22 protein-coding genes and 1 pseudogene are annotated in these 25,542 nt (G+C 60.5%); 14 read left to right on the top strand and 9 right to left on the bottom strand.

Annotation, left to right across the window (positions count from 1 at the left end; translation table 11 throughout):
• Positions 1–230: 230 nt before the first annotated feature.
• From J0G10_RS23215 to J0G10_RS23205, 3 genes are read right to left on the bottom strand one after another with little or no spacing between them, the layout of a single operon-like run.
• A complete protein-coding gene (locus tag J0G10_RS23215; RefSeq protein ID WP_220556849.1) occupies positions 231–2,135 on the bottom strand; it encodes an ATP-binding protein in 1,905 nt (634 codons plus the stop codon).
• The gene (locus tag J0G10_RS23210; RefSeq protein ID WP_220556848.1) at positions 2,132–3,064 is read right to left on the bottom strand and encodes an ABC transporter substrate-binding protein; all 933 of its coding nucleotides are present in this window, start codon (positions 3,062–3,064) and stop codon (positions 2,132–2,134) included. Before J0G10_RS23210 ends, J0G10_RS23215 begins: the two co-directional genes overlap by 4 nt.
• A gap of 1 nt (position 3,065) precedes the next feature.
• On the bottom strand, positions 3,066–5,189 hold the full coding sequence (locus tag J0G10_RS23205; RefSeq protein ID WP_220556847.1) for a TonB-dependent receptor plug domain-containing protein: 2,124 nt from the start codon (positions 5,187–5,189) through the stop codon (positions 3,066–3,068).
• Between the two features lie 196 nt (positions 5,190–5,385).
• Here J0G10_RS23205 and J0G10_RS23200 point away from each other — a divergent pair, with 196 nt between their 5' ends.
• The 9 genes from J0G10_RS23200 to J0G10_RS23160 all read left to right on the top strand — a co-directional run bounded on the left by J0G10_RS23200 (position 5,386) and on the right by J0G10_RS23160 (position 13,561).
• Positions 5,386–6,411 (top strand): NAD(P)H-dependent glycerol-3-phosphate dehydrogenase, encoded by a 1,026-nt coding sequence (locus tag J0G10_RS23200; RefSeq protein WP_090285290.1) that lies wholly within the window; start codon positions 5,386–5,388, stop codon positions 6,409–6,411.
• A 21-nt stretch (positions 6,412–6,432) separates the two neighbouring features.
• Positions 6,433–6,780 carry a DUF4389 domain-containing protein gene (locus J0G10_RS23195; RefSeq protein WP_008087808.1) on the top strand — a complete coding sequence of 116 codons (348 nt, stop codon included), beginning with the start codon at positions 6,433–6,435 and terminating at the stop codon, positions 6,778–6,780.
• Positions 6,777–7,229: a phosphohistidine phosphatase SixA gene (gene sixA, locus J0G10_RS23190; RefSeq protein WP_095051068.1), complete on the top strand. Its 453-nt coding sequence runs from the start codon at positions 6,777–6,779 to the stop codon at positions 7,227–7,229. The genes J0G10_RS23195 and sixA overlap by 4 nt, the downstream gene beginning before the upstream one ends.
• A 209-nt stretch (positions 7,230–7,438) precedes the next feature.
• Positions 7,439–9,094, top strand: a complete 1,656-nt coding sequence (locus J0G10_RS23185) for an AMP-binding protein (protein WP_095051069.1) — start codon at positions 7,439–7,441, stop codon at positions 9,092–9,094.
• Between the two features lie 31 nt (positions 9,095–9,125).
• Positions 9,126–9,569 (top strand): hotdog fold thioesterase, encoded by a 444-nt coding sequence (locus J0G10_RS23180; RefSeq protein ID WP_095051070.1) that lies wholly within the window; start codon positions 9,126–9,128, stop codon positions 9,567–9,569.
• A 290-nt stretch (positions 9,570–9,859) separates the two neighbouring features.
• Complete coding sequence (locus J0G10_RS23175) at positions 9,860–10,666, top strand: alpha/beta fold hydrolase (protein ID WP_095051071.1); 807 nt, start codon at positions 9,860–9,862, stop codon at positions 10,664–10,666.
• The gene (locus tag J0G10_RS23170) at positions 10,663–11,517 is read left to right on the top strand and encodes an alpha/beta hydrolase (RefSeq protein ID WP_095051072.1); all 855 of its coding nucleotides are present in this window, start codon (positions 10,663–10,665) and stop codon (positions 11,515–11,517) included. The genes J0G10_RS23175 and J0G10_RS23170 overlap by 4 nt, the downstream gene beginning before the upstream one ends.
• 115 nt (positions 11,518–11,632) lie before the next feature.
• Positions 11,633–12,439, top strand: coding sequence for a DUF4892 domain-containing protein (locus J0G10_RS23165; protein ID WP_093442271.1), 807 nt, complete (start codon positions 11,633–11,635; stop codon positions 12,437–12,439).
• 69 nt (positions 12,440–12,508) lie between these two features.
• The gene (locus J0G10_RS23160) at positions 12,509–13,561 is read left to right on the top strand and encodes an AI-2E family transporter (protein ID WP_093442276.1); all 1,053 of its coding nucleotides are present in this window, start codon (positions 12,509–12,511) and stop codon (positions 13,559–13,561) included.
• Between the two features lie 571 nt (positions 13,562–14,132).
• Here J0G10_RS23160 and xopAW read toward each other — a convergent pair.
• From xopAW to J0G10_RS23145, 3 genes are all read right to left on the bottom strand, one after another.
• The gene (xopAW, locus tag J0G10_RS23155; protein ID WP_095125214.1) at positions 14,133–14,987 is read right to left on the bottom strand and encodes a XopAW family type III secretion system calcium-binding effector; all 855 of its coding nucleotides are present in this window, start codon (positions 14,985–14,987) and stop codon (positions 14,133–14,135) included.
• Between the two features lie 235 nt (positions 14,988–15,222).
• The gene (locus J0G10_RS23150) at positions 15,223–16,272 is read right to left on the bottom strand and encodes a sensor histidine kinase (protein WP_095048641.1); all 1,050 of its coding nucleotides are present in this window, start codon (positions 16,270–16,272) and stop codon (positions 15,223–15,225) included.
• Complete coding sequence (locus tag J0G10_RS23145; protein WP_442967424.1) at positions 16,272–17,021, bottom strand: response regulator; 750 nt, start codon at positions 17,019–17,021, stop codon at positions 16,272–16,274. Before J0G10_RS23145 ends, J0G10_RS23150 begins: the two co-directional genes overlap by 1 nt.
• Before the next feature lie 296 nt (positions 17,022–17,317).
• Here J0G10_RS23145 and pyrF point away from each other — a divergent pair, with 296 nt between their 5' ends.
• Positions 17,318–18,016 carry an orotidine-5'-phosphate decarboxylase gene (pyrF, locus tag J0G10_RS23140; protein WP_176471268.1) on the top strand — a complete coding sequence of 233 codons (699 nt, stop codon included), beginning with the start codon at positions 17,318–17,320 and terminating at the stop codon, positions 18,014–18,016.
• A gap of 125 nt (positions 18,017–18,141) precedes the next feature.
• On the opposite strand, the gene J0G10_RS23135 is transcribed toward pyrF, so the two are convergent.
• Both J0G10_RS23135 and J0G10_RS23130 read right to left on the bottom strand, forming a co-directional pair.
• The gene (locus J0G10_RS23135) at positions 18,142–19,146 is read right to left on the bottom strand and encodes an NADP-dependent oxidoreductase (protein ID WP_194934115.1); all 1,005 of its coding nucleotides are present in this window, start codon (positions 19,144–19,146) and stop codon (positions 18,142–18,144) included.
• Entirely contained in the window at positions 19,143–19,316 is a 174-nt protein-coding gene (locus J0G10_RS23130; protein WP_220556846.1) for a hypothetical protein, read from the bottom strand. Before J0G10_RS23130 ends, J0G10_RS23135 begins: the two co-directional genes overlap by 4 nt.
• 67 nt (positions 19,317–19,383) lie before the next feature.
• Between J0G10_RS23130 and J0G10_RS23125 the strand changes: the two genes are divergently transcribed.
• From J0G10_RS23125 to J0G10_RS30350, 4 genes and pseudogenes are all read left to right on the top strand, one after another.
• On the top strand, positions 19,384–20,145 hold the full coding sequence (locus J0G10_RS23125) for an SDR family oxidoreductase (RefSeq protein WP_016983635.1): 762 nt from the start codon (positions 19,384–19,386) through the stop codon (positions 20,143–20,145).
• Positions 20,146–20,335: 190 nt separating this feature from the next.
• Complete coding sequence (locus J0G10_RS23120; protein ID WP_220556845.1) at positions 20,336–21,736, top strand: aminotransferase-like domain-containing protein; 1,401 nt, start codon at positions 20,336–20,338, stop codon at positions 21,734–21,736.
• Positions 21,669–22,952 (top strand): annotated as a pseudogene (locus J0G10_RS30355) (HAMP domain-containing protein); the annotation flags it as partial. The gene J0G10_RS23120 and the pseudogene J0G10_RS30355, both read left to right, overlap by 68 nt.
• A complete protein-coding gene (locus J0G10_RS30350) occupies positions 22,932–23,813 on the top strand; it encodes a methyl-accepting chemotaxis protein (protein WP_425355404.1) in 882 nt (293 codons plus the stop codon). The pseudogene J0G10_RS30355 and the gene J0G10_RS30350, both read left to right, overlap by 21 nt.
• A 481-nt stretch (positions 23,814–24,294) precedes the next feature.
• Here the strand turns inward: J0G10_RS30350 and J0G10_RS23110 are convergent, their stop codons facing one another.
• The gene (locus J0G10_RS23110; protein ID WP_220558825.1) at positions 24,295–25,236 is read right to left on the bottom strand and encodes an IS110 family transposase; all 942 of its coding nucleotides are present in this window, start codon (positions 25,234–25,236) and stop codon (positions 24,295–24,297) included.
• Positions 25,237–25,542: the final 306 nt, after the last annotated feature.

Below are 25,542 nucleotides of genomic sequence, written 5' to 3'. Positions count from 1 at the left end.
CCCATGCGGCAGGTGGGGCAAATCTTCCCGACCGTTCGAAGCGTTCATGCCTCGAACCGGCAGCCTACTCATAGACTATTGCGTTGTGGTGAAAGTCACAGCACCAAGGACATGAATGTACACTTGTGCACTGAAATTTTTATTCAAGCCCCTTTTGAGGCTCGTTCGGGTGCCTAAGACTGCCGCACTTTCGCTTTTCACGCCAGTCGCAGATGGTCGAAAGGCCCACACTACGACACCCAGCGCTGCAGAATCTGCTGCAGATCATTACGTTTGAACGGCTTCGCCAGATAATCGTTCATGCCCGCCGACAGGCAGGTTTCCCGGTCGCCCTGCAAGGCGTTGGCGGTTAGCGCGATGATCGGCACTTCGCTGCGTCCGGGTAGCAGTCGGATCTGCCGGGTAGCCTCGTAGCCATCGATGATCGGCAAACGGCAATCCATCAGAATCACTTCGAAGTCGCTGCCCTCGGCGCTGCGCACGGCTTGTGCGCCATCGGTAGCAACACTGACAGTAAAGCCCAGACTGCGCAGCATCGCTTCAATAACTGTCTGGTTCACTGGATTGTCTTCGACCAGCAAGACATTGCGTCCTTCACCATGCTCTTTTCCGTTCAGTGCACGCGGCGCAGCCAGGGGCGGCAGCGCCTGCTTATAGAGTGCCAGCGGAATTTCCAGAGTGAATACCGAACCGCGACCTTCCTCGCTCTGCGCGCGCAAGGTGCCGCCCATGCGTTCGGCCAGCGTGCGGGCGATCGGCAGACCGAGACCGGTGCCGCCATAGCGCCGTGAAATCGAACTGTCGGCCTGCTGGAAGGCATTGAACATCAGCTCCAGACTTTCAGAAGAAATACCGATGCCGCTGTCACGCACCGAACAGGTGAACCACAGTAATTCGTGATCCAGCGATTGCCACTGCGCCTCGATGCTGACCCGGCCCTGTTCGGTGAATTTCAGCGCATTGCCAACCAGGTTGACCAGAATCTGCCGGATCCGCGTCGGATCGCCCTGCACCTGCAAACCGCGCATGTCGTCCGGGATCCGCAGATTCAGCGCCAGCCCTCGCTGTACCGCGCTGTGCTGGAACGACTGCGCGCAGGCGCTGATCAGTTCGGCGAGGTTGAAGGGGATGTGCTCCAGTTCCAGCTCCGAGCGTTCGATGCGCGAGAAGTCGAGAATATCGTTGATGACTTTCAGCAGGTGTTCGGTGGACTCCGAGGCGAGTGCGGCGTATTCGACCTGCTCCTCGGTCATCTCGGTGGTTTCCAGCAGTTGCAGCATACCCAGCACGCCGTTCATGGGCGTGCGCAGTTCGTGGCTCATCATCGCCAGGAAGTCCGACTTGGCGTTGTTGGCCTTTTCCGCCTCTTCGCGGGTCTGAATCAGTTGCGCCATGGCTTGATGCTGCTCACGGCTGGCCTGTTCCAGCGCTTGAGCGAGGTTATTGATGTGCTGCGACAGCGCGCCCAGTTCGGTGTCATCGACAATCGGTAGCGGCGTTTTGTAATCGCCGTCCTGAATCGCCTTGACCGCATCGCCGATGTCGCGAATCGGCTGCGACAGGCTGCCGGCCAGGCGTCGTGCCAATACAAAAGTGAAGAGCAGGGCGAACAGCGCGAGAATCCCGGCCTTGAACAGAATCTCCTGCTGGCGCTGGCTGAAGGCATCGTTGGATAAGCCGACGATCACTCGGCCCAGATAGTCCTCGCTGGCCCCGCCGTTGCTGACCTTGCCGTCCTGAAAGAAATCATTGTGCAGGGCGATGCGTTGCAGGCGCACCGGTGCCTGAAACACTTCAACCTGATGCGGGCGGCTGTGCGCGGCGGCGGGCTGTTCGACGTACACCAGAATCCGGTTGGCGCTGTCCTGTATTTCGAGAAAGCGCACGTTGGGCGTGGCCAGTGTCGCTTTGAGCAGGCTTTCCAGCACTTCGTTATTGCCGGAAATCACCCCGTATTCAGTGGCGGGTGCCAGTTGGTTGGCGATCAGTTGGCCGGTGTGGTTCAGCTCCTGGCGCAAATCCTGAATGCGCACAAAGGTAAAGAAGCTGATCAACAACAGGGTCAACAACAGCGCCGGGCCCAGACTGATCAGCTGGGTGCGGGTGTTGATGTCCCAACGGCGACGAAAACTCATGGGCGGCGTTCTCCTTCAGCCAGCGCTTGGGCGACAGACGCTTCATTTAGCGGCTCGATCCCTAGGGAACGAGCGACCTGCGCATTACTTGAGACTTTAAAACGTGCGGGGTAAAGCGTTCGCGGCCAACTGGCCGGCGATTGGTCGAGCAAATGATCGAGCACGGCCAGCCAGTCGTTCTGATCGCTGTAGATACTCGCCAGGCTGCCGGCGCGGACGAACGCCACGTTGGGACCGACCAGCGCGACTTGCCGTGAATAGCTGCTGAGCAGCAGGTTTTTCGCGGTTTTCGGGTTGTACAGATCGGGGTCGTCGAGGCCGAGTAACACATCGCTGTTCTTCAGCACGGTTTGCAGCGGGCGGCTGTCGTGGATGTTGTCCCAGCGCTGGCTGACGATTTGCAGGTTCAGTGGTTCGGCGGCGAGATTGAGTTCCTTGAGGAGGAATTCGCTGTGTTGATCGAAGAGCACGCCGATCCGCTGGGCCTGGGGCAGAATGCGTCGGATCAACTGCAACTGGCGGCTCAGCGGTGGATCACTCCACAGCAAACTCAGGTGCGCCGGTTGCGCGCTGCCGAGGCGCTGGCGCGCTTGCAGACGACTGATGCGCAGCACCAGCGTTGCCGGGCCTTGGGGGTCTTGCAGGCGCCAGTCGAGGCTCGGCAGGTCGAGCAGAATCAGGCGCAGACTGGCAGGCAGTTTTCCCGGTGCCGGCAGACTGGCCAACGGCTGGAAACGCACGTTGTCAGTCGGACGCAATTCGCTGAGTGCCTGGACGAATGCTTGCACGCCAGGACTTTCCTCGGCACCGGTCAACAGAATATCGGCGGCTTGCACCGCCATGCCATGCAGCCATGCGGTCAGAAACAGGCAAAACCCGGCCAGCCAGTGGCCAAGGGTTGGCAGCTTCCGTGACGGCCCGTAGCGCATCCTAGAACTCCAGCTCAGCGCTGAAATACATCACCCGACGCTCGTCGTAATTATTGTCGACGAAGGTGGTCGGCTCATGGTCGAGGCGCTGTTGCAGCACGCCGGCCAGTTGCAGCTGGGCTTTGCCCAGCGGGATGCGTTTGGCGATGCGTGTGTCGACCCGCTCGAAACGGTAGCCATTGAGCGCGTTGTCGCCGTAATAGAAGAGGGCGCTGTTCCAGCCATGGCCCCAATCGCGCAGCCAACCGGCCGAACCGCTATTGCGTGAGGTGAATTGTTGATCCAGCGGATTGCTCGCTTCGGCATCGACGAAGGCGTAGGTGAACCGCAAGCGGTCGGCCAGGCTCACGCGCCAGTCGAGCTGGGTTTCGGCGCCACGAAACCGCGAGCTGTTAGCGTTGCTGGCGATGTATTGGTTGTTACGCAGCGGCTCACTGATCATTCCGGTGATCTCGTCGTAGAACAGCTTCACATCCAGGGCCAGACCCAGCTCGGCGAAATAGCCGTTGTAGCCCAGCTCCCGTGAGCGCATGTGCTCCTGATCGAGATCGCCCGGGCCGCGTGTCTTGACGAAGTAACGCGCCGACGACTGGCCGTAAGCCGAAGGCCGCAGGTTGCTGACCTGATAGCTCCAGTTGACGTTGTTCTCGAACATGTCCGGCGAGCGGATCGCTTCCGAGTAAACCGCGCGCAGGCCGTGGCGCGGGTTGATCAGGTAATTGACGGCAAATCGCGGGGTCAGCGAACTGCCGATCAGTTGCGTGTTTTCGAACATCGCACCGCCCTGCAACAGCCAATGCTCCGTGGCGCGCCATTCCAGTTGGCCGAACGCGCGCCACGTGGTGTCGTCCAGTGTGCCGTTGAAGTAGGTTTCGGAGTCGGCGCGGTCGTAACGATAGTTCATACCGCTGACCAGACGCAGGCTGTCGGACAGGCTGAGGGTGTCCTGCAATTCGAGGTCGTAACGCGATTCCCGCGCGCTCTGGTCGATGTCGCCGCACAGGGTGCGGCTGGCGCCGTTACGCCATTGCTCGAGCACCTGATTGGCCAGGGCCATTTCTTGCGGAGTGCCGGGCGCCGCGCCGGGGCCGGTGAAGCGGGTGATGTTGCGCGCCAGACGTTCGGTGTAATTCGGATTGAGCTGCCACAGTTGCGTCAGCTCGGGGCTGAATGACACCTCGGCATCACAGGCGCGCCAGGTTTGCTGGCGATCCCAGTGTTGCGCCGAGCCTTGTATATAAAGGCTGTGCTCCGGGTTGATATCGAGGTTCCAGCGCACCGAGCCGGCGTAATCTTTGGCGACTACGTCGGAATTGTTCCCGGCGGCGGTAATCCCTGAGAACACCGGACGATAGGTGTAGGGCCGCTGGTTGCTGCCGTCCTTTGCATTGACCTGCCAGTCGAGGCTTTGGTTATCGCTGAGGGTGTGGCTGACCGCGAGACTGAAACGGTTCAAGCGGCGACTGTCACGATAATCGGCGCCGCTGCGATCGCTGTCGAAGCCGTCGTCTTCTTGCCCGGACAGCGACAGGCGCAGATCGCCGCCATTCCAGCCGGTGCCCTGGCTGGCGTAGAAATCGTTGATGCCGCGCTGACCACGGGTGTACTTCAGCCGTGTACCGTGGCTGTCCGCCGGGTTTCGCGTGATGATATTGACCACCGCCATCAGCGCGTTGGCGCCATAGCTGACAGTGTTGGGGCCGCGAAAAACTTCGATGCGCTCGATGTCTTCCATGGCCACCGGAATATCGCTCCAGTCCACCGTGGACAAACCGGCGCGGTACACCGAGCGGCCGTCGATCAGCACTTGCATGCGCCGTGCTTCGCTGGCGTTGGTGCCGTGGTAATTGACCGCCGCCTGATTGCCGCTGATGTTGCCGACCATCATCCCCGGCACCAGGCGCAGCAGTTCGCTGACATCGCGGGCGCCGCTGGCGTGGATCAGTTCGTTGTCAATTACGGTCATGCTCCCTGGCACTTCCGCCGGGGTTTGTTTCAGGCGCGTGGCAGTCAGCACCTGTGGCAGTGCTTCGTTGTCCATGAACAGGTCGTCGGCCAGCACTAGCGGGCTGAACAGCAGCGCCAGTAAGACGGACGAACGCGGGGACGCAGAGCCAAAAGACACGACACAACCTTGATAGCGAAGAATTGGCGCGCATGTTAACCGAGGGCAGTGACTTTTCCAGTCACGTTGCAGGCATTTTCCTAGGTTTTATTGGTCTTCTTCCTACAAGTGTCGGTAATTGTTGCTGGGGCTGGCCGCGCGTTGGCCGCCCCGTATAATGCCGGCATCGCCACTGGTATGGATTAACGGATTGCATATGACTGAACAGCGCCCGATTGCGGTCCTGGGAGGCGGAAGTTTTGGTACCGCCGTGGCCAATCTTTTGGCCGAGAACGGCCATCAAGTCCGGCAGTGGATGCGTGACCCCGAGCAGGCCGAGGCCATCCGGGTCAATCGCGAAAACCCGCGTTACCTCAAAGGCATCAAGATTCTGCCGGGGGTGACTGCCGTCACCGACCTGCAGGAAACCCTCGACGCCTGCGATTTGTGCTTTGTCGCGCTGCCGTCCAGCGCGTTGCGCACGGTGCTTGCCGCCCACGCCGAGCGGTTGAGCGGCAAGATGCTGGTCAGCCTGACCAAGGGCATCGAAGCCCAGACCTTCAAACTGATGAGCCAGATTCTCGAAGAGATCGCCCCGCAGGCGCGCATCGGCGTGTTGTCCGGGCCGAACCTGGCGCGCGAGATTGCCGAACACGCACTGACCGCCACCGTGGTCGCCAGCGAAGACGAAGAACTGTGTAAAGCCGTGCAAGCCGCGCTGCACGGTCGTACCTTCCGCGTTTATGCCAGCGCCGACCGTTTCGGTGTGGAACTGGGCGGGGCGTTGAAAAACGTTTACGCGATCATCGCCGGCATGGCGGTGGCGCTGGAGATGGGCGAGAACACCAAGAGCATGCTGATCACCCGGGCACTGGCGGAAATGACCCGTTTTGCCGTGAATCAGGGCGCTAACCCCATGACCTTCCTCGGTCTGGCCGGTGTCGGCGATCTGATCGTGACCTGTTCGTCGCCGAAGAGTCGCAACTATCAAGTCGGTTTTGCGCTGGGTCAGGGCTTGAGTCTCGACGAAGCGGTGTCACGTCTCGGTGAAGTCGCTGAAGGGGTCAACACCTTGAAGGTGCTCAAGGCCAAGTCTCAGGAAGTCGGCGTGTACATGCCGCTGGTCGCCGGGCTGCACGCAATCCTGTTCGAAGGACGCACGCTGGAGCAGGTGATCGGTCTACTGATGCGGGCCGAGCCGAAAACCGACGTCGACTTTATTTCCACCAGTGGTTTCAACTGAGTGAGCCGGGAGTAGCAAGCCATGAACGATCCGAAAACCGAAGCCAAGTACGAATCCATCCTTCTGCGCGTGTTGTGGATGATCGTCTACGTGCTGGTCTGGCAAGTGGCGCAGTTCATCCTCGGCGCGGTGGTGCTGGTGCAACTGATCTATCGTTTGATCTATGGCGCCCCGAGCGCCAGCCTGATGAATTTCGGCGACAGCCTGAGCCAGTTTCTGGCGCAGATCGGCCGTTTCGGCAGTTTCCACAGCGACCAGAAACCGTGGCCGTTCGCCGACTGGCCAACCCCGCGTACTCCGGAAGGTGAAGCGCCGCACGCCGTCGCACCGGCACCGCATCCGGTTCGAGATGAGGAACCCAAGCTATGAAACTCTGGGTATTACGTCACGGTGAAGCCGTGCCTTACGGCTCGTGCCCCGACTCCGAACGGGAACTGACCGATCACGGCCGTAAAGAAGTCTTGAACAGCGCGGCCCATTTGATCGGCCAACCGCTGACGGCGATCTACGCCAGCCCTTATCTGCGCGCGCAACAGACTGCGCAGATAGTTCGTGAGGCGCTGGGTTTCGAGCCGGAGATTCGCACGGTCGAGTGGCTGACGCCGGAGGTTGATCCGGACAAGGTCACCGATCAACTGGTGTCGGTGAGCAACGTCCTGCTGGTCAGTCACAACCCGCTGGTGGGCAATCTGCTGAGTTATCTGCAACATGGCGCCGGGTATCCGCCGGAGAAGGTCAGTACTGCCGGGTTGGCTGAGCTGGAAAGCCCTGAACTGCTGATCGGCTCGATGAACCTCAACAGCCTCAAACATCCCTGAAGTTGTAAACACCGACCGTGTAGGCCTTCGCCTGCTCGCGATAGCGGTATATCAGTCGCTATTTATGTCGACTGATATACCGCTATCGCGAGCAGGCGAAGGCCTACAGGTACTGCGTACACCATGAAATTATTTGTGTGAATTTTCCAACCAAGCACTTGCTTGGTTGACTACGCTTGCTCCAGACCCAAAAAACAGGAGCGAGTCGCATGTCTGCCGCCTTCCGTTTGCCGCTGGACGTGTTCTACGAACGTGAAGCCCGGCACCCGCGCCAGCGCTTCCTCGTGCAGCCCATTGGCGGCGGCCAGGTCGAGACGCTGAGCTGGGCGGATGTCGGCCATCAGGCCCGCTGCGCCGCACATTGGTTGCGTGCGCGGGAGTTGCCGCAGGGCAGCCATATCGCCCTGATCTCGAAAAACTGCGCGCACTGGATCATCGCCGACCTGGCGATCTGGATGGCCGGGCACGTCTCGGTTCCGTTGTATCCCAACCTCACTGCCGACTCCGTTGCGCAAGTGCTCAATCATTCGGAAAGCGCGCTGGCCTTCATCGGCAAGCTCGACGACTGGCCGGGCATGTGCAAAGGCGTGCCGGCGGATCTGCCGACCATTAGTCTGCCACTGCACCCGCCCGGGGATTTCGATTTCAGTTGGGCGGACTTGCAGCGCAGCTCGCCAATTCAGGACGATCCACGTCCGGCGGCCGAGCAATTGGCGACGATCATTTACACCTCCGGCACCACCGGCCTGCCCAAAGGCGTGATGCACAGTTTTGCCAATCTCGGTTTCGCCACCACCCGCGGCACGCAACTGTTCGGGCTTAACGAGAACGATCGATTGCTCTCGTACTTGCCGCTGTGCCACGTCGCCGAGCGCATGTTCGTGGAACTGGCGTCGATCTACACCGGGCAGACGGTTTTCTTCGCCGAGAGCCTTGAGACCTTCATCACTGACCTGCAGCGAGCACGGCCGACCGCGATGTTCGGTGTGCCGCGCATCTGGACCAAATTCCAGATGGGCGTGTACAGCAAGATCCCGGCGAAACGTCTGGATTTTCTTCTCGGCCTGCCATTCATTGGCAAGCGCGTTGGTCACAAGGTACTGGCAGGCCTGGGGCTGGATGCTTTGCGCGTGGCGTTATCCGGCGCCGCGCCGGTGCCGCAGACCTTGCTCGCCTGGTATCAGAAACTTGGCCTGGATGTGCTGGAGGTCTACGGTATGACCGAGAGTTGCGGCTACTCGCACATCTGTCTGCCGGGGCAATACAAGCAGGGTTGGATCGGCAAGCCGTGTCCGGATGTCGAAGTACGCATCGATGAGTCGGGCGAGGTGCAGGTGCGCAGTCAGGCGAACATGCTCGGCTATTTCAAGGAACCGCAGAAAACCGCCGAAACGTTGACCGAGGACGGCTTTCTGCGCACCGGTGACAAGGGCGAACAGGATGCTGAAGGGCGCCTGCGACTGACTGGCCGACTCAAGGAGATCTTCAAGACCAGCAAGGGCAAATATGTTGCCCCGGCACCGATCGAAAATCGCTTGGCCGTGCATTCGCGGATTGAACAGGTGTGCGTGGTCGGTGATGGCCTGAGTGCGCCGCTGGGTTTGTGTGTGCTGTCCACGGTCAATCAGGAAGAGGGCCGGGCGAGCCTGCACTCGAGCCTGGAAAAACTCTTGGAGGAGGTCAACGCCGTACTCGACAAGCATGAACGCCTGCGCCGGTTGGTGGTGGTCAAGGACAGTTGGGCGGTGGAAAACGGCTTCCTCACGCCAACCCTGAAGATCAAGCGCAACGTCATCGAAGACACCTATGGCGCGCGTTTCGAAGAATGGAGCGAGCGCAGCGAGGCGGTGCTGTGGCAGGATTGAGCGACCACTAAAACAATAAAGGAAGTCTGCGATGAGCTTGTGGCGTACCACTCCGAACATCGAGCAGTTGAACGCAATCCAGAAGAACACCATCGGCGAAGTGCTGGACATCCGATTCGAAGCGTTCGACGAAGAATCGCTGACCGCGAGCATGGTCATCGACCATCGTACCCATCAGCCCTACGGTTTGTTGCACGGCGGCGCCTCGGTGGTACTGGCGGAAACCGTCGGTTCGATGGCCAGCTATCTGTGCATCGATGCCAGCAAGTTTTACTGCGTGGGACTTGAGATCAACGCCAACCATCTGCGCGGCTTGCGCAGTGGGCGGGTGACGGCGGTGGCTAAGCCGATTCACATCGGTCGCACCACGCATGTCTGGGACATTCGCTTGACCAGTGATGAAGGCAAGGCCAGTTGTGTGTCGCGCCTGACCATGGCGGTGGTGCCGCTGGGTGAGCAGCCACCCTCACCCTAACCCTCTCCCAGAGGGAGAGGGGACTGACCGGGCTGGATGTTCGAGTTGCGCCGACCTGAGTTATCGAGCCGAACTCAGGTTTTGAAACTCATGCAAATCTGCTCCCTTTCCCCTCGCCCCCTTGGGGGCGGTCCGACGTTTCGGGAGGGCTGGGGTGAGGGGGAAGCGATCTCCCTGACACACCATCACGCTGACCGGACTGTCATCATTCCTGGCAGTTACGGTCATTGCTGTAAGGCGCGGTCTTACGGACAATCAACGCCACGTTTCTCGCTCATGGATTTGCCAGCATGTCGCAACCGATCTTTTTCGCCCACGCCAACGGCTTCCCTTCGGGCACCTATGGCAAATTGTTCGCGGCGCTGGCGCCCGAGTACCGGGTTGCGCATCTGGAGCAGCATGCCCATGACCCGCGTTTCCCGGCGGATGACAATTGGTACAACCTCGTCGACGAGTTGATCCACCATTTGCAGCAGCAGGATCAGCCGGTGTGGGGCGTCGGCCATTCGTTCGGCGGCGTACTGCATTTGCACGCGGCGCTGCGTTGCCCTGAGCTGTATCGCGGCGTGGTGATGCTCGATTCGCCGGTGCTGACCCGCACTGATCAATGGGTGATTCGCGCGGCCAAGCGCTTTGGCTTCATCGACAGACTGACCCCGGCCGGCCGCACCCTGGGCCGGCGGGAAGAGTTCGCCGACCTCGACAGTGCGCGCAGCTATTTTGCTGGCAAGACACTGTTCCGTGGTTTCGATCCGGAATGCTTCGATGCCTACCTGCAACATGGTTTGCACCAGGTCGGCGACAAGCTGCGCCTGCGCTTCGATCCGGCGACCGAAATCAGCATCTATCGTGGCGTGCCGCATACCAGCCCTGGTCGTACCCGCCAATTACAGGTACCGCTGGCGGTGGTGCGCGGGCACAAGAGTCGCGTGGTCATGCGTCATCACACCCGTTTCGTTTCGCGTCTGGCCCAGGGCGAGGCGCTGAGCATGCCTGGCGGCCACATGTTCCCGCTTGAGCGGCCACAGGACACCGCACGACTATTGAAGAATCTGTTTACTCGCTGGGAAAACCGTCAGGACAAGGATTGCGCATGAGCCCGACTTTCGAAGAAGTGCGCCTGAGCCTGCCGCATATCGAGCTGGCCGCGCATTTGTTCGGCCCCGAGGACGGTCTGCCGGTGATTGCACTGCATGGCTGGCTCGACAATGCCAACAGCTTTGCCCGATTGGCGCCCAAACTCAAAGGCTTGCGCATCATTGCGTTGGACATGGCCGGGCACGGTCATTCCGGGCATCGGCCGAACGGCGCCGGCTATGCGCTGTGGGATTACGCCCATGACGTGCTGCAAGTCGCCGAACAACTGGGGTGGAAGCGTTTCGGCCTGCTCGGGCATTCGATGGGTGCCATCGTTTCCATGGTGCTGGCGGGTTCGCTGCCGGAACGCATCAGCCATCTGGCGCTGATCGACGGCGTCATTCCTCCTACAGACAAAGGCGAAAACGCCGCCGAGCGCATGGGCATGGCCCTGCAAGCGCAACTGGATCTGCGCGAGAAGCGCAAACCGGTTTACAGCACCCTCGACCGTGCCATCGAAGCGCGCATGAAAGGTCTGGTGGCGGTCAGCCGTGAGGCGGCTGAATTGTTGGCCCAGCGCGGTTTGATGCCGGTGCCCGGCGGTTACACCTGGCGCACCGACAATCGCCTGACCCTGCCATCGCCGCTGCGTCTGACCCAGGAACAGGCAATGGCTTTCGCGCTGCGGGTCAGTTGTCCGGCGCAGCTGGTGGTCGCGGCTGACGGCATGCTGGCCAAACATCCGGAGCTGCTGGAGCGTCTACCCTTTAGCCGGGAACAGTTGGCGGGCGGGCACCATTTGCACCTGAACGATGAGGCCGGGGCGATCCTTGTCGCAGACTGTTTCAATCGGTTCTTCGCCATTCCTTGACTTGCTGCGGGCAACTGTCGAGGCTGGGCGGGTTGAAATGGGAGACAACTACGATGGATTTCTATACCGCTGCGACCTCGAATTACCCAGTCATGCCGATCCGATGAGCCTGACTATGCGGTCACTCAGTCTGTTGGCACTGTGCTGTTTCAGTACCGTTTCGTTCGCCGCCGATGTGCCGGGCAGTCAGGATCTGCAGATCGTGCCGCGTCTGGCCGATGCACAGATCGTCGACTACCGCCCGCCTGTGGAGCTTGAGCGGATCTATCCGCTGGGTTCGATCCGCAAGATCAGCGGGCAGCTGCGTTTCGACGGCCAGGTCACCGCCCGTGGCCAGACCACTTCGGTGACCTACGAGTTACCCCCCGAACACTCCGCCACCGAAGCTTTTACCGCCGCTCGTGAAGCCCTGCAAAAGCAGGACGCCGAATTGCTGTTCTGGTGTCAGGCGCGTGATTGCGGCGAAAGCAGCCTGTGGGCCAACGAGGTGTTCGGCAACGCCAAGTTGTACGGTGCTGACGAACAACAGGCGTATCTGTTGTTGAGACTGGCCGCACCGCGTGACAACACGCTGGTGGCGCTTTACAGCATCACGCGCGGCAACCGCAAAGCCTATCTGCATGTCGAACAGTTCGAGGCGGCTGCACCGTTGGGTGAGCTGCTGCCGACCTCGGCGACCCTGTTGCGTCAGTTGAAAAGCACCGGTGAGCTGGATTTTCCTGATCGCGTGAATGACCCGGACGATACATGGCTACGCCTGATTTCCCGTGGCCTTAATCTCGATACGACGTTGCGCGTGACGGTGTCCGGGCCGAAAGCCGAGGCCTGGCGACAGGCTCTGATCAATCAGGGCGTGCGGGCGGCACGCATGGAGACCGGCAGTGTCGAAGGCTCTGGCCTGCGCATCGATCTGTTGCGTTAAGCTGTTTCGGGCGAGCACGAACCGCGTGTTCGCCTACTCTTTGCCTGACTGACTTTTTCGAGACCTTACATGCTCAATAACGATCGCCTGCTGGTGCAGATCCTGCTGCTGGTGTTGTTTGGTGCCAGCCTCTGGGTGATGGCGCCGTTCTGGTCGGCCCTGTTCTGGGGCGCGGTGCTGGCATTCGCCAGTTGGCCGCTGATGCGTCTGTTGACCCGCTGGCTTAATGGCCGTGAGTCGCTGGCTGCGGGGATTCTGACGCTGGGCTGGATGCTGCTGGTGGCCGCGCCGCTGGTCTGGCTGGGGTTCAACGTGGGGGATCATGTGCGTGATGCCACGGCGTTCATCAAGGATGTGCAGGTCGACGGTCTGCCGGAAGCGCCGGTGTGGCTGGGGACTTTGCCGTTTGTGGGCGAGCGCCTGGTCGGGCTGTGGAACAGCATCGATCAGCAGGGCGCCGCGCTGATGGTGTCGATCAAACCTTATCTGGGGCAGGTCGGTAACTGGCTGCTGGCGCGCAGTGCGCAGATTGGTGGCGGGATTCTCGAGCTGACGTTGAGCATTGTCTTTGTGTTCTTTTTCTATCGTGACGGGCCTCGGCTGGCGGCGTTTGTGCACAGTCTGCTGGAGCGCTTGATCGGGGATCGTGCCGGGTATTACATCGAGTTGGTGGCGGGTACGGTGCAGCGGGTGGTCAACGGGGTGATCGGCACGGCGGCGGCGCAGGCGGTTCTGGCGTTGATCGGGTTTTTGATTGCCGGGGTGCCGGGGGCGCTGGTGCTCGGGATTGTCACCTTCCTGTTGAGTCTGATTCCGATGGGGCCGCCGTTGGTGTGGGTGCCGGCGACGGCCTGGCTGGCGTGGAAGGGTGAGTACGGGATGGCGGTGTTTCTCGGGATCTGGGGGACGTTCATCATCAGTGGCGTGGACAACGTGCTCAAGCCGTATTTGATCAGCCGCGGGGGGAATTTGCCGTTGGTGATTGTGTTGCTTGGGGTGTTTGGCGGATTGATTGCGTTTGGGTTTATCGGGTTGTTTATCGGGCCTACGTTGTTGGCGGTGGCTTATAGTTTGTTGACGGATTGGAGCAAGAGTCAGGGGCGGGTTGAGGAGCGGCGCTGATTTTTGTGGGCATATCCGTTGCTGCGGGTGTTGCTGATTAAGGTTCCGCCCTTACGGCGGGTCACTTTTTCCAGACGCCGGAATGCCGGCCCAGCGAAAAGTAACCAAAAAGGCTTGCTCCTACGTGCGGCCCGCTCGCTGGGGCTCGGGGTTCCTTCGCTGCGGGATCGATCCGGGCGCAGCGCCTACGGTTTGCTTCGCTGCACCTCCTCTCGCTGTGTTTGGCTGCGCCAAACGGTCGCTGCGCTCCCACGCCCGGATCAATCCCTCCACTCAGCCTTCCGACGTCGCTGGTGGATCAAGATCAAGAGCAGCAGCCGAGCTAACGCTCATCCTGTTGAGTGGTGAAGAGCGTGGAGTGTTCGGCGTTTGATTTGCGTTGTAGCTGCCCCTCACCCCAGCCCTCTCCCGAGGGAGAGGGGGCCGAAATGTGTGCTTTTCAAAGCCTCAGTTCGACGCGGTATCGCACGTCGGCGTGCCTCTCCCAAACACCTCGGTCAGTCCCCTCTCCCTCTGGGAGAGGGCTAGGGTGAGGGGCTTTTGATTGTCCGCGGCAAATAGTGTCTTCGACTCAAGTCGCCACATTCAAATACTTGCCCACCGACGCCGTTTTCTCCAGCGAGTACTGTTTGCTCAGATTGGCAATCATGCGGTTCAGGGCTTCGGTGGTGCTCTGGGTAGAAGCGGTCTGTTCTTCATCCGGCCGTTCTCGCCCTGCCTGTAAAGCCGCTTTCAGCTCGTCGCTGCTTACACCGCCGCTGCTGTCGCTATCGAGAACCTTGAGCAGCGCGGCACTGGTGTCAGTGCTGGTGGTTGAAGTCGCGCTGTCGCTGGCTTGCAGTGCGCTGCCGAGTTCTGTCGCGGTCACGCTACCGTCGCCATCCGCATCAAGTTGGCTGAACAGTTCGTCGCTGTTGATGTGTGGCGGCGGTGGAGGTGGCGGTGTCAGGCTGGCGGTGAGTTCGTCCTGGCTGACGGTGCCGTCCTTGTTCTTGTCGAGGGCGGAGAAGATTTCGTTGCTGTCGGCAGTGCTGCCGGCGCTGGTCAGGCCGCTGCTCAGTTCGTCGCTGCTGATGGCGCCGTCACCGTCGCTGTCGAGGGCGCTGATCAGGGCGTCGGCGAGGTCGGTGTCCGGTGCTTGATCGTGTGGCGGTGGCGGTGGCGCCATGGCGGTCATTTCTTCGGCGCTGAGGCTGCCGCTGGCGTCGCTGTCCAGATCACCGAATTGTTTACTCAGGTTGACCAGCAGACCGTCGTCGTTCTTCTGCGACAGGGCGCTTTTCAGTTCGTCCTGATCCACCGCGCCGTCGCCGTTGCTGTCGAGTTTGGCGAACAGTTCTTTTTGCAGTTGCTGGCTACGGGCGTTTTGCGTGGAGGTACTGCTGGTGCTGGTATAGCTCGTGTAGTTGCTGACGCTACCGATCATCGGACTCACTCCCTGGAATGGAAAACCGGTGGGTGTACCGGCTTATGCAGCGTCGGGGCGCAAGTTGTCGGGGGTATGTGGGGTTTGTACCGGTGAGTACACACGATGCAATGAACACCCCCGAACCCTGTGGGAGCGAGCCTGCTCGCGAAGAGGGCGGTACATTCAAAGGAGATACTGGATCAACTGACGCCTTCGCGAGCAGGCTCGCTCCCACAGGGGGGCGGTGGTGTTCTCAGGTGCGCGGCAGGCGAATGATGGCGGTAAGGCCGCCGCCGGGGGTTTCTTCGAGGTTGAGCTGACCACCCAGGCGCTGGGCCGCTTCGCGGGCAATCGTCATACCCAGCCCCACACCGCCGGAGTTGCGATTGCGCGAGCCTTCCAGGCGATAAAACGGTTCAAACACCGCTTCACGCTTGTCCTCGGCAATCCCCGGGCCGTGGTCGATCACGCGGATCAGCAGTTGCTCGCGTTGATCCTGCAATTCGATGCGTGCCTGGCCGGCATAACGCAGGGCATTGTCCATGAGGTTGTTGAGGCACGAACGCAGCGCCATCGGCTGCACCGGCAGAGGTGCGCAATGGCCGCTGACCTGCACGTCGGCACCTTGGTCCTGAGCGTTTTCGCACAGCGATTCGACCAGCGCCTGCACATCCATCAACTGCAAGGCTTCGCTGGTGCGCTGTTCGTGCAGATAGGTGAGGGTGGCGTCGAGCATGCCGATCATGTCGTCGAGGTCTTGGCGCATCTGGCCTTGCAGCTTTTCATCGCTGATGTTCTCCAGGCGCAGTTTCAAGCGTGACAGCGGTGTGCGCAGGTCATGTGAGACCGCGCCCAGCATCCGTGCGCGCTGTTGCACCTGTTCGCGAATGCGTTGCTGCATCAGGTTGAAGGTGTAGGCGGCTTGTCGCGATTCCCGCGGGCCGGACTCGTCGAGTGGCGGGCTGTCGAGGTCTTCGCTGAGACGTTCGGCGGCGTCGCTCAGGCGCTGGATCGGGCGACTGAGCAGTTTGGCGCCGTACCAGGCCGCGATCATCAGCGTGATGAACTGAAAGGTCAGCGGCACCACCGGGCCACCGAACCACGGACGCGGTGGCCGTGGCGGGTAGCGCGGATCATGTGCCATCGGTTGCCCTTCGGCGCCTTGGGAGAACTCCGGTGGCGGCGGGGGCGGCGGTGGCCCGTAGAGGCGGAACCAGGCGAACGCCAGCAGGTGCGCCAGGACAATCGCCACGAACAGCACGCCAAACAGGCGCCCGAACAGCGTGTCGAAGCGCGCCCGCATCAGCCGATGTCTCGCGCGTCGAACAGGTAACCCTCACCGCGCACGGTTTTGATCAACTGCGGTGCTTTCGGGTCGTCGCCGAGTTTCTGCCGCAGACGCGAGACCAGCAGGTCGATGCTGCGGTCGAAGGCTTCGATCGAGCGACCCCGGGCCGCATCGAGCAGTTGCTCGCGGCTGAGTACCCGACGCGGACGTTCGATAAACACCCACAGCAGGCGGAATTCGGCGTTGGACAGCGGCACCACCAGACCATCGTCGGCGATCAACTGGCGCAGGACGCTGTTCAGACGCCAGTTGTCGAAACGAATGTTCGCGCGCTGTTCGGTTCGATCGTCGCGCACCCGGCGCAGAATGGTTTGAATGCGCGCGACCAGTTCGCGTGGCTCGAACGGTTTGGCCATATAGTCATCGGCGCCCAGTTCCAGGCCGATGATGCGGTCGGTCGGTTCGCAACGTGCGGTGAGCATCAGGATCGGGATGTCCGATTCAGCGCGCAGCCAGCGGCATAGCGACAAGCCGTCTTCGCCGGGCAGCATCAGATCCAGCACGACAACGTCGAAATGTTCGGCCTGCATCGCTTGACGCATCGCCGCGCCGTCGGTGACGCCGCTGGCGTGGATATTGAAACGCGCGAGGTAGTCAATCATCAGCTCGCGGATCGGCACGTCATCATCGACGATCAGCGCGCGAATGCTCCAGCGCTTGTCGTCTTTAGGCTCATCCGTCGCGGTCATTTGGGTGTTGTGCATGAGGCTGTTCATCTGCCAGTAGGCCGCCAACCACAAAAGATGGGCTGCGAGGTTGTGGTTTCAGCATAGGCGTCCGGCCGTGAGGCGGGAAGTGCTGATGTAAGGACGTATTGCGGCTGGCGAGGCTAGCGCGGGTGCTTGTTGCTGGCGTGTCGGTTGTGTATCGGAGTCGACACAATAGCAGCGAGCGCTATGCTGATCACGGCCAGCGCGACGATTTACCGATCATCGGGTGCCGCGCTGCCGCCGGTTCCGCTACAATGCGCGCCGATTTCGACCTGCCTGAGAGCCCATTCATGTCCGCCTGCCAGACTCCTATCATCGTCGCCCTGGATTTCCCTACCCGTGACGCCGCACTGAAGCTGGCCGACCAGTTGGACCCGAAACTGTGCCGGGTCAAAGTGGGCAAGGAACTGTTCACCAGTTGCGCCGCCGAAATTGTCGGCACCCTACGTGACAAGGGTTTTGAAGTATTCCTCGACCTGAAATTCCACGACATTCCCAACACCACCGCGATGGCCGTGAAAGCCGCTGCCGAGATGGGCGTGTGGATGGTCAACGTGCATTGCTCCGGTGGTATGCGCATGATGGCCGCTTGCCGTGAAGAGCTGGATAAACGCAGCGGCCCGCAGCCGTTGCTGATCGGCGTGACCGTGCTGACCAGCATGGAGCGTGAAGACCTGGCTGGTATCGGTCTGGATATCGAGCCGCAAGAGCAAGTGCTGCGTCTGGCCGCGCTGGCCGAAAAGGCTGGCATGGACGGTCTGGTGTGCTCGGCGCTGGAAGCCTCGGCACTGAAAACTGCGCACCCTTCGCTGCAACTGGTGACCCCGGGAATTCGTCCGGCGGGCAGCGCGCAGGACGACCAGCGCCGCATTCTGACCCCGCGTCAGGCGCTGGATGCCGGTTCCGATTATCTGGTGATTGGCCGTCCGATCAGCCAGGCGGCGGATCCGGCCAAGGCACTGGCTTCGGTTGTCGCCGAAATCGCCTGATCAGGCACCGCAAAACCCTGTAGGAGTGAGCCTGCTCGCGATAGCGGTGTGTCAAACAACGTTAATGTTGACTGACACACCGCTATCGCGAGCAGGCTCACTCCTGCATTTGTTTTGTGGTGGTTTTAGATTTTCAACACCAACTTGCCGAAGTTCTCACCGCTGAACAACTTCATCAGCGTTTCCGGGAAGGTCTCCAGGCCTTCGACGATATCTTCCTTGCTCTTGAGCTGCCCCTTGGCCATCCAGCCGGCCATTTCCTGCGCGGCGCTGGCGTATTGCGCCGCGTAATCCATCACCACAAAACCTTCCATCCGCGCACGGTTGACCAGCAACGACAGGTAGTTGGCCGGGCCTTTGACCGCTTCCTTGTTGTTGTACTGGCTGATCGCGCCGCAGATAACCACCCGCGCCTTCATGTTCAAACGGCTCAACACCGCATCGAGGATGTCGCCGCCAACGTTATCGAAATACACATCGACGCCTTTCGGGCATTCGCGTTTAAGCCCGGCCACGACATCTTCGGACTTGTAGTCGATGGCACCGTCAAAACCCAACTCATCAATAAGGAATTTGCACTTGTCGGCGCCGCCGGCAATGCCAACCACGCGGCAGCCTTTGAGCTTGGCAATCTGCCCGGCGATGCTGCCCACTGCGCCCGCTGCACCGGACAACACCACGGTGTCGCCGGCCTTCGGTGCGCCGACATCCAGCAGGGCGAAGTAGGCGGTCATGCCGGTCATGCCCAGCGCTGACAGGTACACCGGCAGCGGTGCCAGTTTCGGATCGACTTTGTAGAAACCTCTTGGCTCGCCGAGGAAATAATCCTGCACGCCAATGGCGCCGTTGACGTAGTCCCCGACCGCAAAGCCAGGGTTGTTCGAAGCAATGACTTTGCCTACGCCCAGCGCGCGCATGACTTCACCGATACCGACCGGCGGGATGTAGGACTTGCCCTCGTTCATCCAGCCACGCATCGCCGGATCGAGGGACAGGTATTCGTTCTTGACCAGAATCTGGCCCGCCGCCGGTTCGCCGACCGGTACTTCCTGATAGGTGAAGGTCTCGCGGGTAGCCGCACCCACCGGGCGTTTGGCGAGCAGGAACTGGCGATTGGTGTGGTTGGTCATGGCAGGCACTCGAACGGAATGAAGCCTTGTTGATAGACCTTCGCCGGCATTGGCGCAAGGTTGGCTGATGCGGCGAATGCACGCCGATCCAGTGCAGTGATGATCACTGGGATGGTTCTATCACTGCGACGCATGGGCACATAAACAGCCATTGGATAGTGCTGACGCACGGCAGACCCCAATGGCTATGCTGCCATTCCATACATCCCCTGCATCTATCCCTTCGAGGACATAACAATGAGCATGACGTTTTCCGGTCAGGTTGCTGTAGTCACTGGCGCGGCCAACGGCATCGGCCGTGCGACCGCCCAGGCGTTCGCCGCCGAAGGCCTGAAAGTGGTGGTCGCCGACCTGGACGCGGCAGGGGGCGAGGGCACGGTGGCGCTGATTCGTACAGCCGGCGGCGAAGCGACCTTCGTGCGCTGCAACGTGACCGTCGAAAGCGAAGTGAAAAATCTGATGGACGAGGTCATCAACACCTACGGCCGTCTCGACTATGCCTTCAACAATGCCGGCATCGAAATCGAAAAAGGCAAACTGGCCGACGGCTCGATGGATGAATTCGACGCGATCATGGGCGTCAACGTCAAAGGCGTCTGGCTGTGCATGAAGTATCAACTGCCGCTGTTGCTGGCGCAGGGCGGCGGGGCGATCGTCAACACCGCCTCGGTAGCGGGACTGGGCGCGGCGCCGAAGATGAGCATCTACGCGGCGTCCAAGCATGCGGTGATCGGTCTGACCAAATCGGCGGCCATCGAATACGCGAAGAAGAAAATCCGTGTCAACGCTGTGTGTCCGGCGGTGATCGATACCGACATGTTCCGCCGTGCTTACGAGGCCGACCCGAAGAAGGGTGAGTTCGCCAACGCCATGCACCCGGTCGGGCGCATCGGCAAAGTCGAGGAAATCGCCAGTGCCGTGTTGTACCTGTGCAGCGACGGTGCGGCATTCACCACCGGCCACTCGCTGGCAGTGGATGGCGGCGTCACCGCTTTCTGAATCACGCCCAAGAACAACAGCCCGCATTCGTTGCGGGCTTTTTTGTGGGCAGCGGTCAGTTCCGTGAAGCCTCTTAAACAATGTGTATCAAACGGTTAGAACGGTCGCTTTTGGCGGCGTTGTCGCACAGCCTGTCCGGCGCGGCTGTGATTTACTGCCGCCAGCAAAACGGACAGGAGTTTGCTTGCTCATGGAATTGAGAATTGATCGACAGGCAATGGTGCCGGTCGTGCAGCAGATTGTTGACGGACTGACCGAGTGGATCCTGCAAAGTGGCGTACCGCCGGCCACCCGTTTGCCGTCCGTGCGGCAAATCGCCCGGGGCAATCTGCTCAGCCAGTCGTGCGTGGTCGAGGCGTGTGAACGGTTGGTATCGCAGGGCGTTCTGAACTCATGCCAAGGCACCGGTTTCGTTGTCGCCGCCTCGCCATCGACACCCGGCGCAGAGGACGAACTGGCGCCATTCGAGGGCCGGTTTGCCTGGTGCGATGCCGTGTGCGATACAGCAGGTGGCTTGAAGCTTGGTGCCGGTAGCCTGCCGCAAAGCTGGCGCGAGCCTGACGACCTCAGCTATGCGCTGCGCGAGGTGGCGCGCACCGACATGGCCAGCCTGTTCAACTACAGCACGCCCTTGGGGCTTCCAGCGTTGCGCGAGCAAATCGCCAAGCGCCTGAAACTGTTCGGTATCGAGGCCCGCAGTGCGCAGTTGCTGAGTACCTGCGGCGCCAGCCATGCGCTTGATCTGATCGTGCGCACCTTGTTCAAGGCTGGAGACTGTGTGGTGGTCGAGACGCCCGGTTACGCGCCGTTGTTCGATCTCCTGCGGATGCACGGCGTGCACATGCTCGAGGTGCGTCGCACCCCGAACGGGCCGGATATCGACGCGCTGGAGACTTTGCTACAACAGTTTCGCCCCGGCGCGTTATTCATCAACAGCCATCATCACAACCCGACCGGCAGTTGCCTGTCGCCGAGCGTAGCGCAACGCATCCTGCAACTGAGCAAGACCTATGATTTGCGCGTGATCGAAGACGATGTCTACGCAGACTTGCACACCGGCAACGGCACGCGCCTGGCGGCTCTGGATAATGAGGGGCGAGTCCTTTACGTGGGCAGTTTTTCCAAGACGCTGAGCAACTCGTTGCGGGTCGGTTTCGTTTTTGCCGGCAGCGACATGGTCAGACGGCTGGCGCAGGTCAAGATGATCAGCGGTCTGGGGGCGTCAAGGTTTACCGAAGCGGTGCTGGCCAGCCTGATGGTCAGCGGCGCTTACCGCAAACTGGTGCAGCGCCAGCGTCAACGCCTGAATGCCGATCGCGCGGCCGCATTGCAGGCGCTGGAGGACGCCGATTGGGAGGTTTTCGGCAAGCCTGCGGGTGGCTTGTTCATCTGGGCCCGCTCGCGCATGGCCGATCAGGTTCGGGTGCGTCGGCAGGCTCAACGCTGCGGCGTATTGCTCTCAGCGTCTGAGGCGTTCAGCCCCAGTGGCGAGTCGGGCGACTGGCTGCGCATCAACGTCGCCTATGCTTGTGATCCACGCGCCCGGCAGTTTTTTCGCAACACCGGTTCGGATCGACCTCAAGTGTTCTGAAAACGACGCAAGCGTAGCTTTTTGCCATTATTCCGACGCCAGAGACTTGTGCTGCTTCATGGCCGTTGCGACTCTTCGCTCTACTGACAATGGCAGGGGACTACGCGCAATGATTTCGGCCATGCAAGGACGTTTTGCCAACCTCGGTATGGCGAAAAAACTGGGTATCGGGTTTGTGCTGGTTTTGCTTCTGACCGCGCTGGTGGCGGCCATCGGCGTTTGGTCCCTGCAAACCATCAGTCAGCATTTCGACGGGCTGAAACAGATGTCTTCGCTCAACAGTGGTTTGCTCAAGGTGCGCCTGCTCGAGCAGGAATATGCCTTGCGGGGCGATCCGAAGACGGCCGATGCCCTGCGTAAGGGCGTCGACGAACTGGTTGCTCTGGCTGATCAGCTCAAGACGCAGTCAGCGGCGAATGGGCCGGTAATGAATGATGTGCAGCAGTCGCTGGGCGCTTATCGTAAGGCGTTCGACGAGTTTGTCTCGTTGACTCAGGCCAAGGACCTGGCGCTGGAAATGGCCAGTTGGTCGGTGTCCAGTGTGGCCAACAACCTCGACGTATTGCAGGCCGGGCTTGCCGACGACGGTGCTTATACCTTGAAGGACACCGAGGGCAAGGATGGCGCGCAGTTCATCGAGCAGGCCAGTCAGGTCAGCCAGGTTTCGCGGTTGATGCTGCAAGCGATGAATGAAGCGCGGATTCGCCTCGATCAAAGCCGCAAGGGCGATGCCGACAGTGCCGGCAAGGGCAATATCGAACAGGCCGCGCAGGCGCAGGCGCAGGCCGAAGAATTAAAAACCACGGTCAAGGACGAGGGCTACCTGACCGTGCTCAATGAAGTGTCCGGGCACATCGCCGGTTTCAACGACAAATTGGCCGAATACACCGGGTTGCTCGCGCAGGAAAAAACCGTCTACGAGCAATTGCACCAGCGTGCCGACCAAGTGGTTGAGCGGGTGAATCAGGCGTATGTCGCTGAAGACGGCGCGATGCAGGCAGAACTGAAGAAAAACTCGCTGCTGATCATCGGCTCATCGGCGCTGGCATTGCTGGTGGGATTACTCGCCGCGTGGCTGATCACCCGACTTATCGTCGCGCCATTGCGCAGTGTGATTCAGGTCGCGCAGCAGATTGCCGCCGGTGACTTGAGTGCGACTGTGGCAGTGACCCGTCGCGACGAGATTGGCCAGTTGATGCTGGCGATGCAACAGATGGGCGCGGGTCTGAGTACCATCGTCAGTGGTTTGCAGGCGGGGATCGAGCAACTGGCCAGTTCGGCGCAATCGTTGTCGACGGTCACCGAGCAGACCAACCTTGAGGTCAGCAGTCAGAAGGAAGAAACCGAGCAGGTTGCCACGGCGATGAACCAGATGACCGCCACCGTTCACGACGTTGCACGCAACGCCGAAGAAGCGGCGCTGGCCGCGCAAACGGCGGATGACAAAGTCGAGAGTGGGCAGCAGGTGGTGCGCCAGAGTATGGCGCGCATCGAGCAACTTGCTGATTCGGCGACTTCGGCCAGTTCGAGCATCGAAAGCCTCAGTGCTGAAATCCAGAATATCGGCACGGTACTCGGGGTGATCAAAAGTGTTGCCGAACAGACCAATCTATTGGCGCTGAATGCCGCCATCGAGGCGGCGCGGGCCGAGGAGCAGGGCAGGGGCTTTGCGGTGGTGGCCGATGAGGTGCGCGCACTGGCTCGGCGCACGCAGCAATCGACTGAGGAGATTGAACGGCTGGTCAGTGCTTTGCGCTTGGCGGCGCATTCGTCGGTGCAGCAGATTCAGAGCAGCGGCGAGTTGGTGAAGCTGGCGGTGAGTGATGCGTTGCAGACCGAGAGTGCGCTGGGGAGTATTGCGGCGGCGGTGTCGTTGATTCAGCAGATGAATCAGCAGATTGCGGCGGCGGCGGAGGAGCAGAGTTCGGTGGCGGAGGAGATCAATCGCAGTGTGACGAGTATTCGTGCGAGTGCGGATCAGTCGTCGATTGCGATGCGTGGGAATGCGGCTTCGAGTGTTGAGTTGGCGCAGTTGGGGAGTGAGTTGCGCGGGATGGTTGGGCATTTTCGGCTTTGACGCTTTGACGCTTTGACGCTTTGACGCTTTGACGCTTTGACGCTTGGCGGCCTTTGGGCCGACCAGGTTCTTGGGGTTTTGGGGGGATATCCGTTGCTGCGGGTGTTGCTGATTAGGGTTCCGCCCTTACGGCGGGTCACTTTTGGCAAACGCCCCAAAAGTAACCAAAAGGTCTTCGCCCTGACGTTCGGCCCGCTCGCTGGGGCTCGGGGTTCCTTCGCTCCGGGATCGCTCCGGGGGCATCGCCTACGGTTTGCTTCGCTGCACCTCCTCTCGATGTGTTCGACTTCGTCGAACGGTCGCTGCGCTCCCACCCCCGGATCAATCCCTCCACTCAGCCTGCCGACGGGCTTTCAGATCAAGATCAAGAGCGGCAGCCGAGCTAACGCTCATCCTGTTGAGTGGTGAGAAGCAGATGCGGTTGTGAGGTGGGCGTTGCTTTTGCTTTTCTGTGGGAGATTCTATGGTTGAGGGGAAGCCCTCAACTGACTTTTGTCTGGTATTCGCTTTGCCCTTTCAGCAAGGCGAATACCACCCGAGCAAGTTTGCGAGCCAGCATCACCAACGCCTGCGTGGTGCTGAAACCCCGTGCTCTTTGGGCCTCGTAAAACCCTTTCCAGGCTTTCGTACGGCTAGCCGACATCGCAGCGTTGTGCAAAAGTCGGCGGGCCTCGGGGTCTCCGCGCTTGGTCAAGCTGCGGCGACCGTCCTTTTGCCCTGATTTCGATACCCTTAAATCCATGCCCAGGAAGGCGATAAACGCATCCGCGTTGCTAAATTCCCCCCGCTGAAACGCCGTGAGCAGGCGCGCTCCGGTCAGAAATCCAATGCCCTCAACTTTCAGGCAACGCTTCAATTGGCCGAGCAAACCGGCTTGTTTGAGCTGATCGTTGATCGTCTTTTCGATCATCGTTTCAAGCCGCTGCATGGATTTTATTTGTTCAGCAAAAGCTGCCTTCAATAGCGGCTCATTCGACCAGCTCTGCACCAGGCCGACCCTTGCCTGGACCAAAGCCGCGCGGCGGCGGAAAAGGCTCAGGAGCTGGCGGTACAGCGGTGATGGCGGGGTCCAGGGGCGCAACTCCTCGGCTTCGTTCTTCAGGTAACGGGCCAGCAACTTGGCGTCCAAGGCGTCGGTTTTGGCGCGGATCTTCACGCCTTCGCGGTAATGTTTGAGTTCATAGCCGCCCACCATGTAAATCGTGCAACCGGCCGCATAGGCCAAATCAGCGAATTCCAAGTGGTAGATGTTTGTAGCCTCAATGGCAATAGACACGGGGCCGAGCAAGGCCTTCAGCCACTGCTTAATGGATGTTTTGGTGTTGGGAATCGCTTCAAGCAGATCGCTATCGGCCTGATAAATCACCAGTTCATTTTTGGCGACATCCACGCCAACGATCGGATTTGATAGAGCGACTGGCATTGCCACAGGATTTCCTCCGGGATAAGGTTTGAGCACTTGAAGGGCTCACCCAGAGGCGCAGGCTTGTTCCTATCGTCGGTCTAGCCAGATGCATTCTTTATCGGCGCTTGGGTGAAAGGAGGAGGGGCGAAATCTCCCACGGTCTGTGCTGCGTCAACAGTCAGAATCGAGCCTTGTCCCTCCTCCTCCCTTCAAGTCCTACCATACAAGCGAGCCTGCTCGCGAAGGCGGCCTGACAGCCGACCAACCCGCTATCGGATGTACTCAGTCCCAATGTAGGAGTGAGCCTGCTCGCGATGACGGCCT

Source organism: Pseudomonas germanica (genome assembly GCF_019614655.1).
In the GTDB taxonomy this organism is placed as follows: domain Bacteria; phylum Pseudomonadota; class Gammaproteobacteria; order Pseudomonadales; family Pseudomonadaceae; genus Aquipseudomonas; species Aquipseudomonas neuropathica.
Note: the sequence above shows the minus strand (reverse complement) of the source record. Positions and strands in the feature narration are given on the sequence as shown.

What these genes read in the sequence shown, in the direction of transcription:
- J0G10_RS23175 (WP_095051071.1), top strand. Translation starts at nt 9,860, where the DNA reads ATGTCGCAACCGATCTTTTTCGCCCACGCCAACGGCTTCCCTTCGGGC.
- J0G10_RS23110 (WP_220558825.1), bottom strand. Translation starts at nt 25,236, where the DNA reads ATGCCAGTCGCTCTATCAAATCCGATCGTTGGCGTGGATGTCGCCAAA.
- J0G10_RS30350 (WP_425355404.1), top strand. Translation starts at nt 22,932, where the DNA reads ATGCTGGCGATGCAACAGATGGGCGCGGGTCTGAGTACCATCGTCAGT.
- sixA (WP_095051068.1), top strand. Translation starts at nt 6,777, where the DNA reads ATGAAACTCTGGGTATTACGTCACGGTGAAGCCGTGCCTTACGGCTCG.
- J0G10_RS23120 (WP_220556845.1), top strand. Translation starts at nt 20,336, where the DNA reads ATGGAATTGAGAATTGATCGACAGGCAATGGTGCCGGTCGTGCAGCAG.
- J0G10_RS23210 (WP_220556848.1), bottom strand. Translation starts at nt 3,064, where the DNA reads ATGCGCTACGGGCCGTCACGGAAGCTGCCAACCCTTGGCCACTGGCTG.
- J0G10_RS23165 (WP_093442271.1), top strand. Translation starts at nt 11,633, where the DNA reads ATGCGGTCACTCAGTCTGTTGGCACTGTGCTGTTTCAGTACCGTTTCG.
- J0G10_RS23135 (WP_194934115.1), bottom strand. Translation starts at nt 19,146, where the DNA reads ATGACCAACCACACCAATCGCCAGTTCCTGCTCGCCAAACGCCCGGTG.
- xopAW (WP_095125214.1), bottom strand. Translation starts at nt 14,987, where the DNA reads ATGATCGGTAGCGTCAGCAACTACACGAGCTATACCAGCACCAGCAGT.
- pyrF (WP_176471268.1), top strand. Translation starts at nt 17,318, where the DNA reads ATGTCCGCCTGCCAGACTCCTATCATCGTCGCCCTGGATTTCCCTACC.
- J0G10_RS23145 (WP_442967424.1), bottom strand. Translation starts at nt 17,021, where the DNA reads ATGCACAACACCCAAATGACCGCGACGGATGAGCCTAAAGACGACAAG.
- J0G10_RS23195 (WP_008087808.1), top strand. Translation starts at nt 6,433, where the DNA reads ATGAACGATCCGAAAACCGAAGCCAAGTACGAATCCATCCTTCTGCGC.
- J0G10_RS23180 (WP_095051070.1), top strand. Translation starts at nt 9,126, where the DNA reads ATGAGCTTGTGGCGTACCACTCCGAACATCGAGCAGTTGAACGCAATC.
- J0G10_RS23200 (WP_090285290.1), top strand. Translation starts at nt 5,386, where the DNA reads ATGACTGAACAGCGCCCGATTGCGGTCCTGGGAGGCGGAAGTTTTGGT.
- J0G10_RS23185 (WP_095051069.1), top strand. Translation starts at nt 7,439, where the DNA reads ATGTCTGCCGCCTTCCGTTTGCCGCTGGACGTGTTCTACGAACGTGAA.
- J0G10_RS23125 (WP_016983635.1), top strand. Translation starts at nt 19,384, where the DNA reads ATGAGCATGACGTTTTCCGGTCAGGTTGCTGTAGTCACTGGCGCGGCC.
- J0G10_RS23160 (WP_093442276.1), top strand. Translation starts at nt 12,509, where the DNA reads ATGCTCAATAACGATCGCCTGCTGGTGCAGATCCTGCTGCTGGTGTTG.
- J0G10_RS23150 (WP_095048641.1), bottom strand. Translation starts at nt 16,272, where the DNA reads ATGCGGGCGCGCTTCGACACGCTGTTCGGGCGCCTGTTTGGCGTGCTG.
- J0G10_RS23170 (WP_095051072.1), top strand. Translation starts at nt 10,663, where the DNA reads ATGAGCCCGACTTTCGAAGAAGTGCGCCTGAGCCTGCCGCATATCGAG.
- J0G10_RS23215 (WP_220556849.1), bottom strand. Translation starts at nt 2,135, where the DNA reads ATGAGTTTTCGTCGCCGTTGGGACATCAACACCCGCACCCAGCTGATC.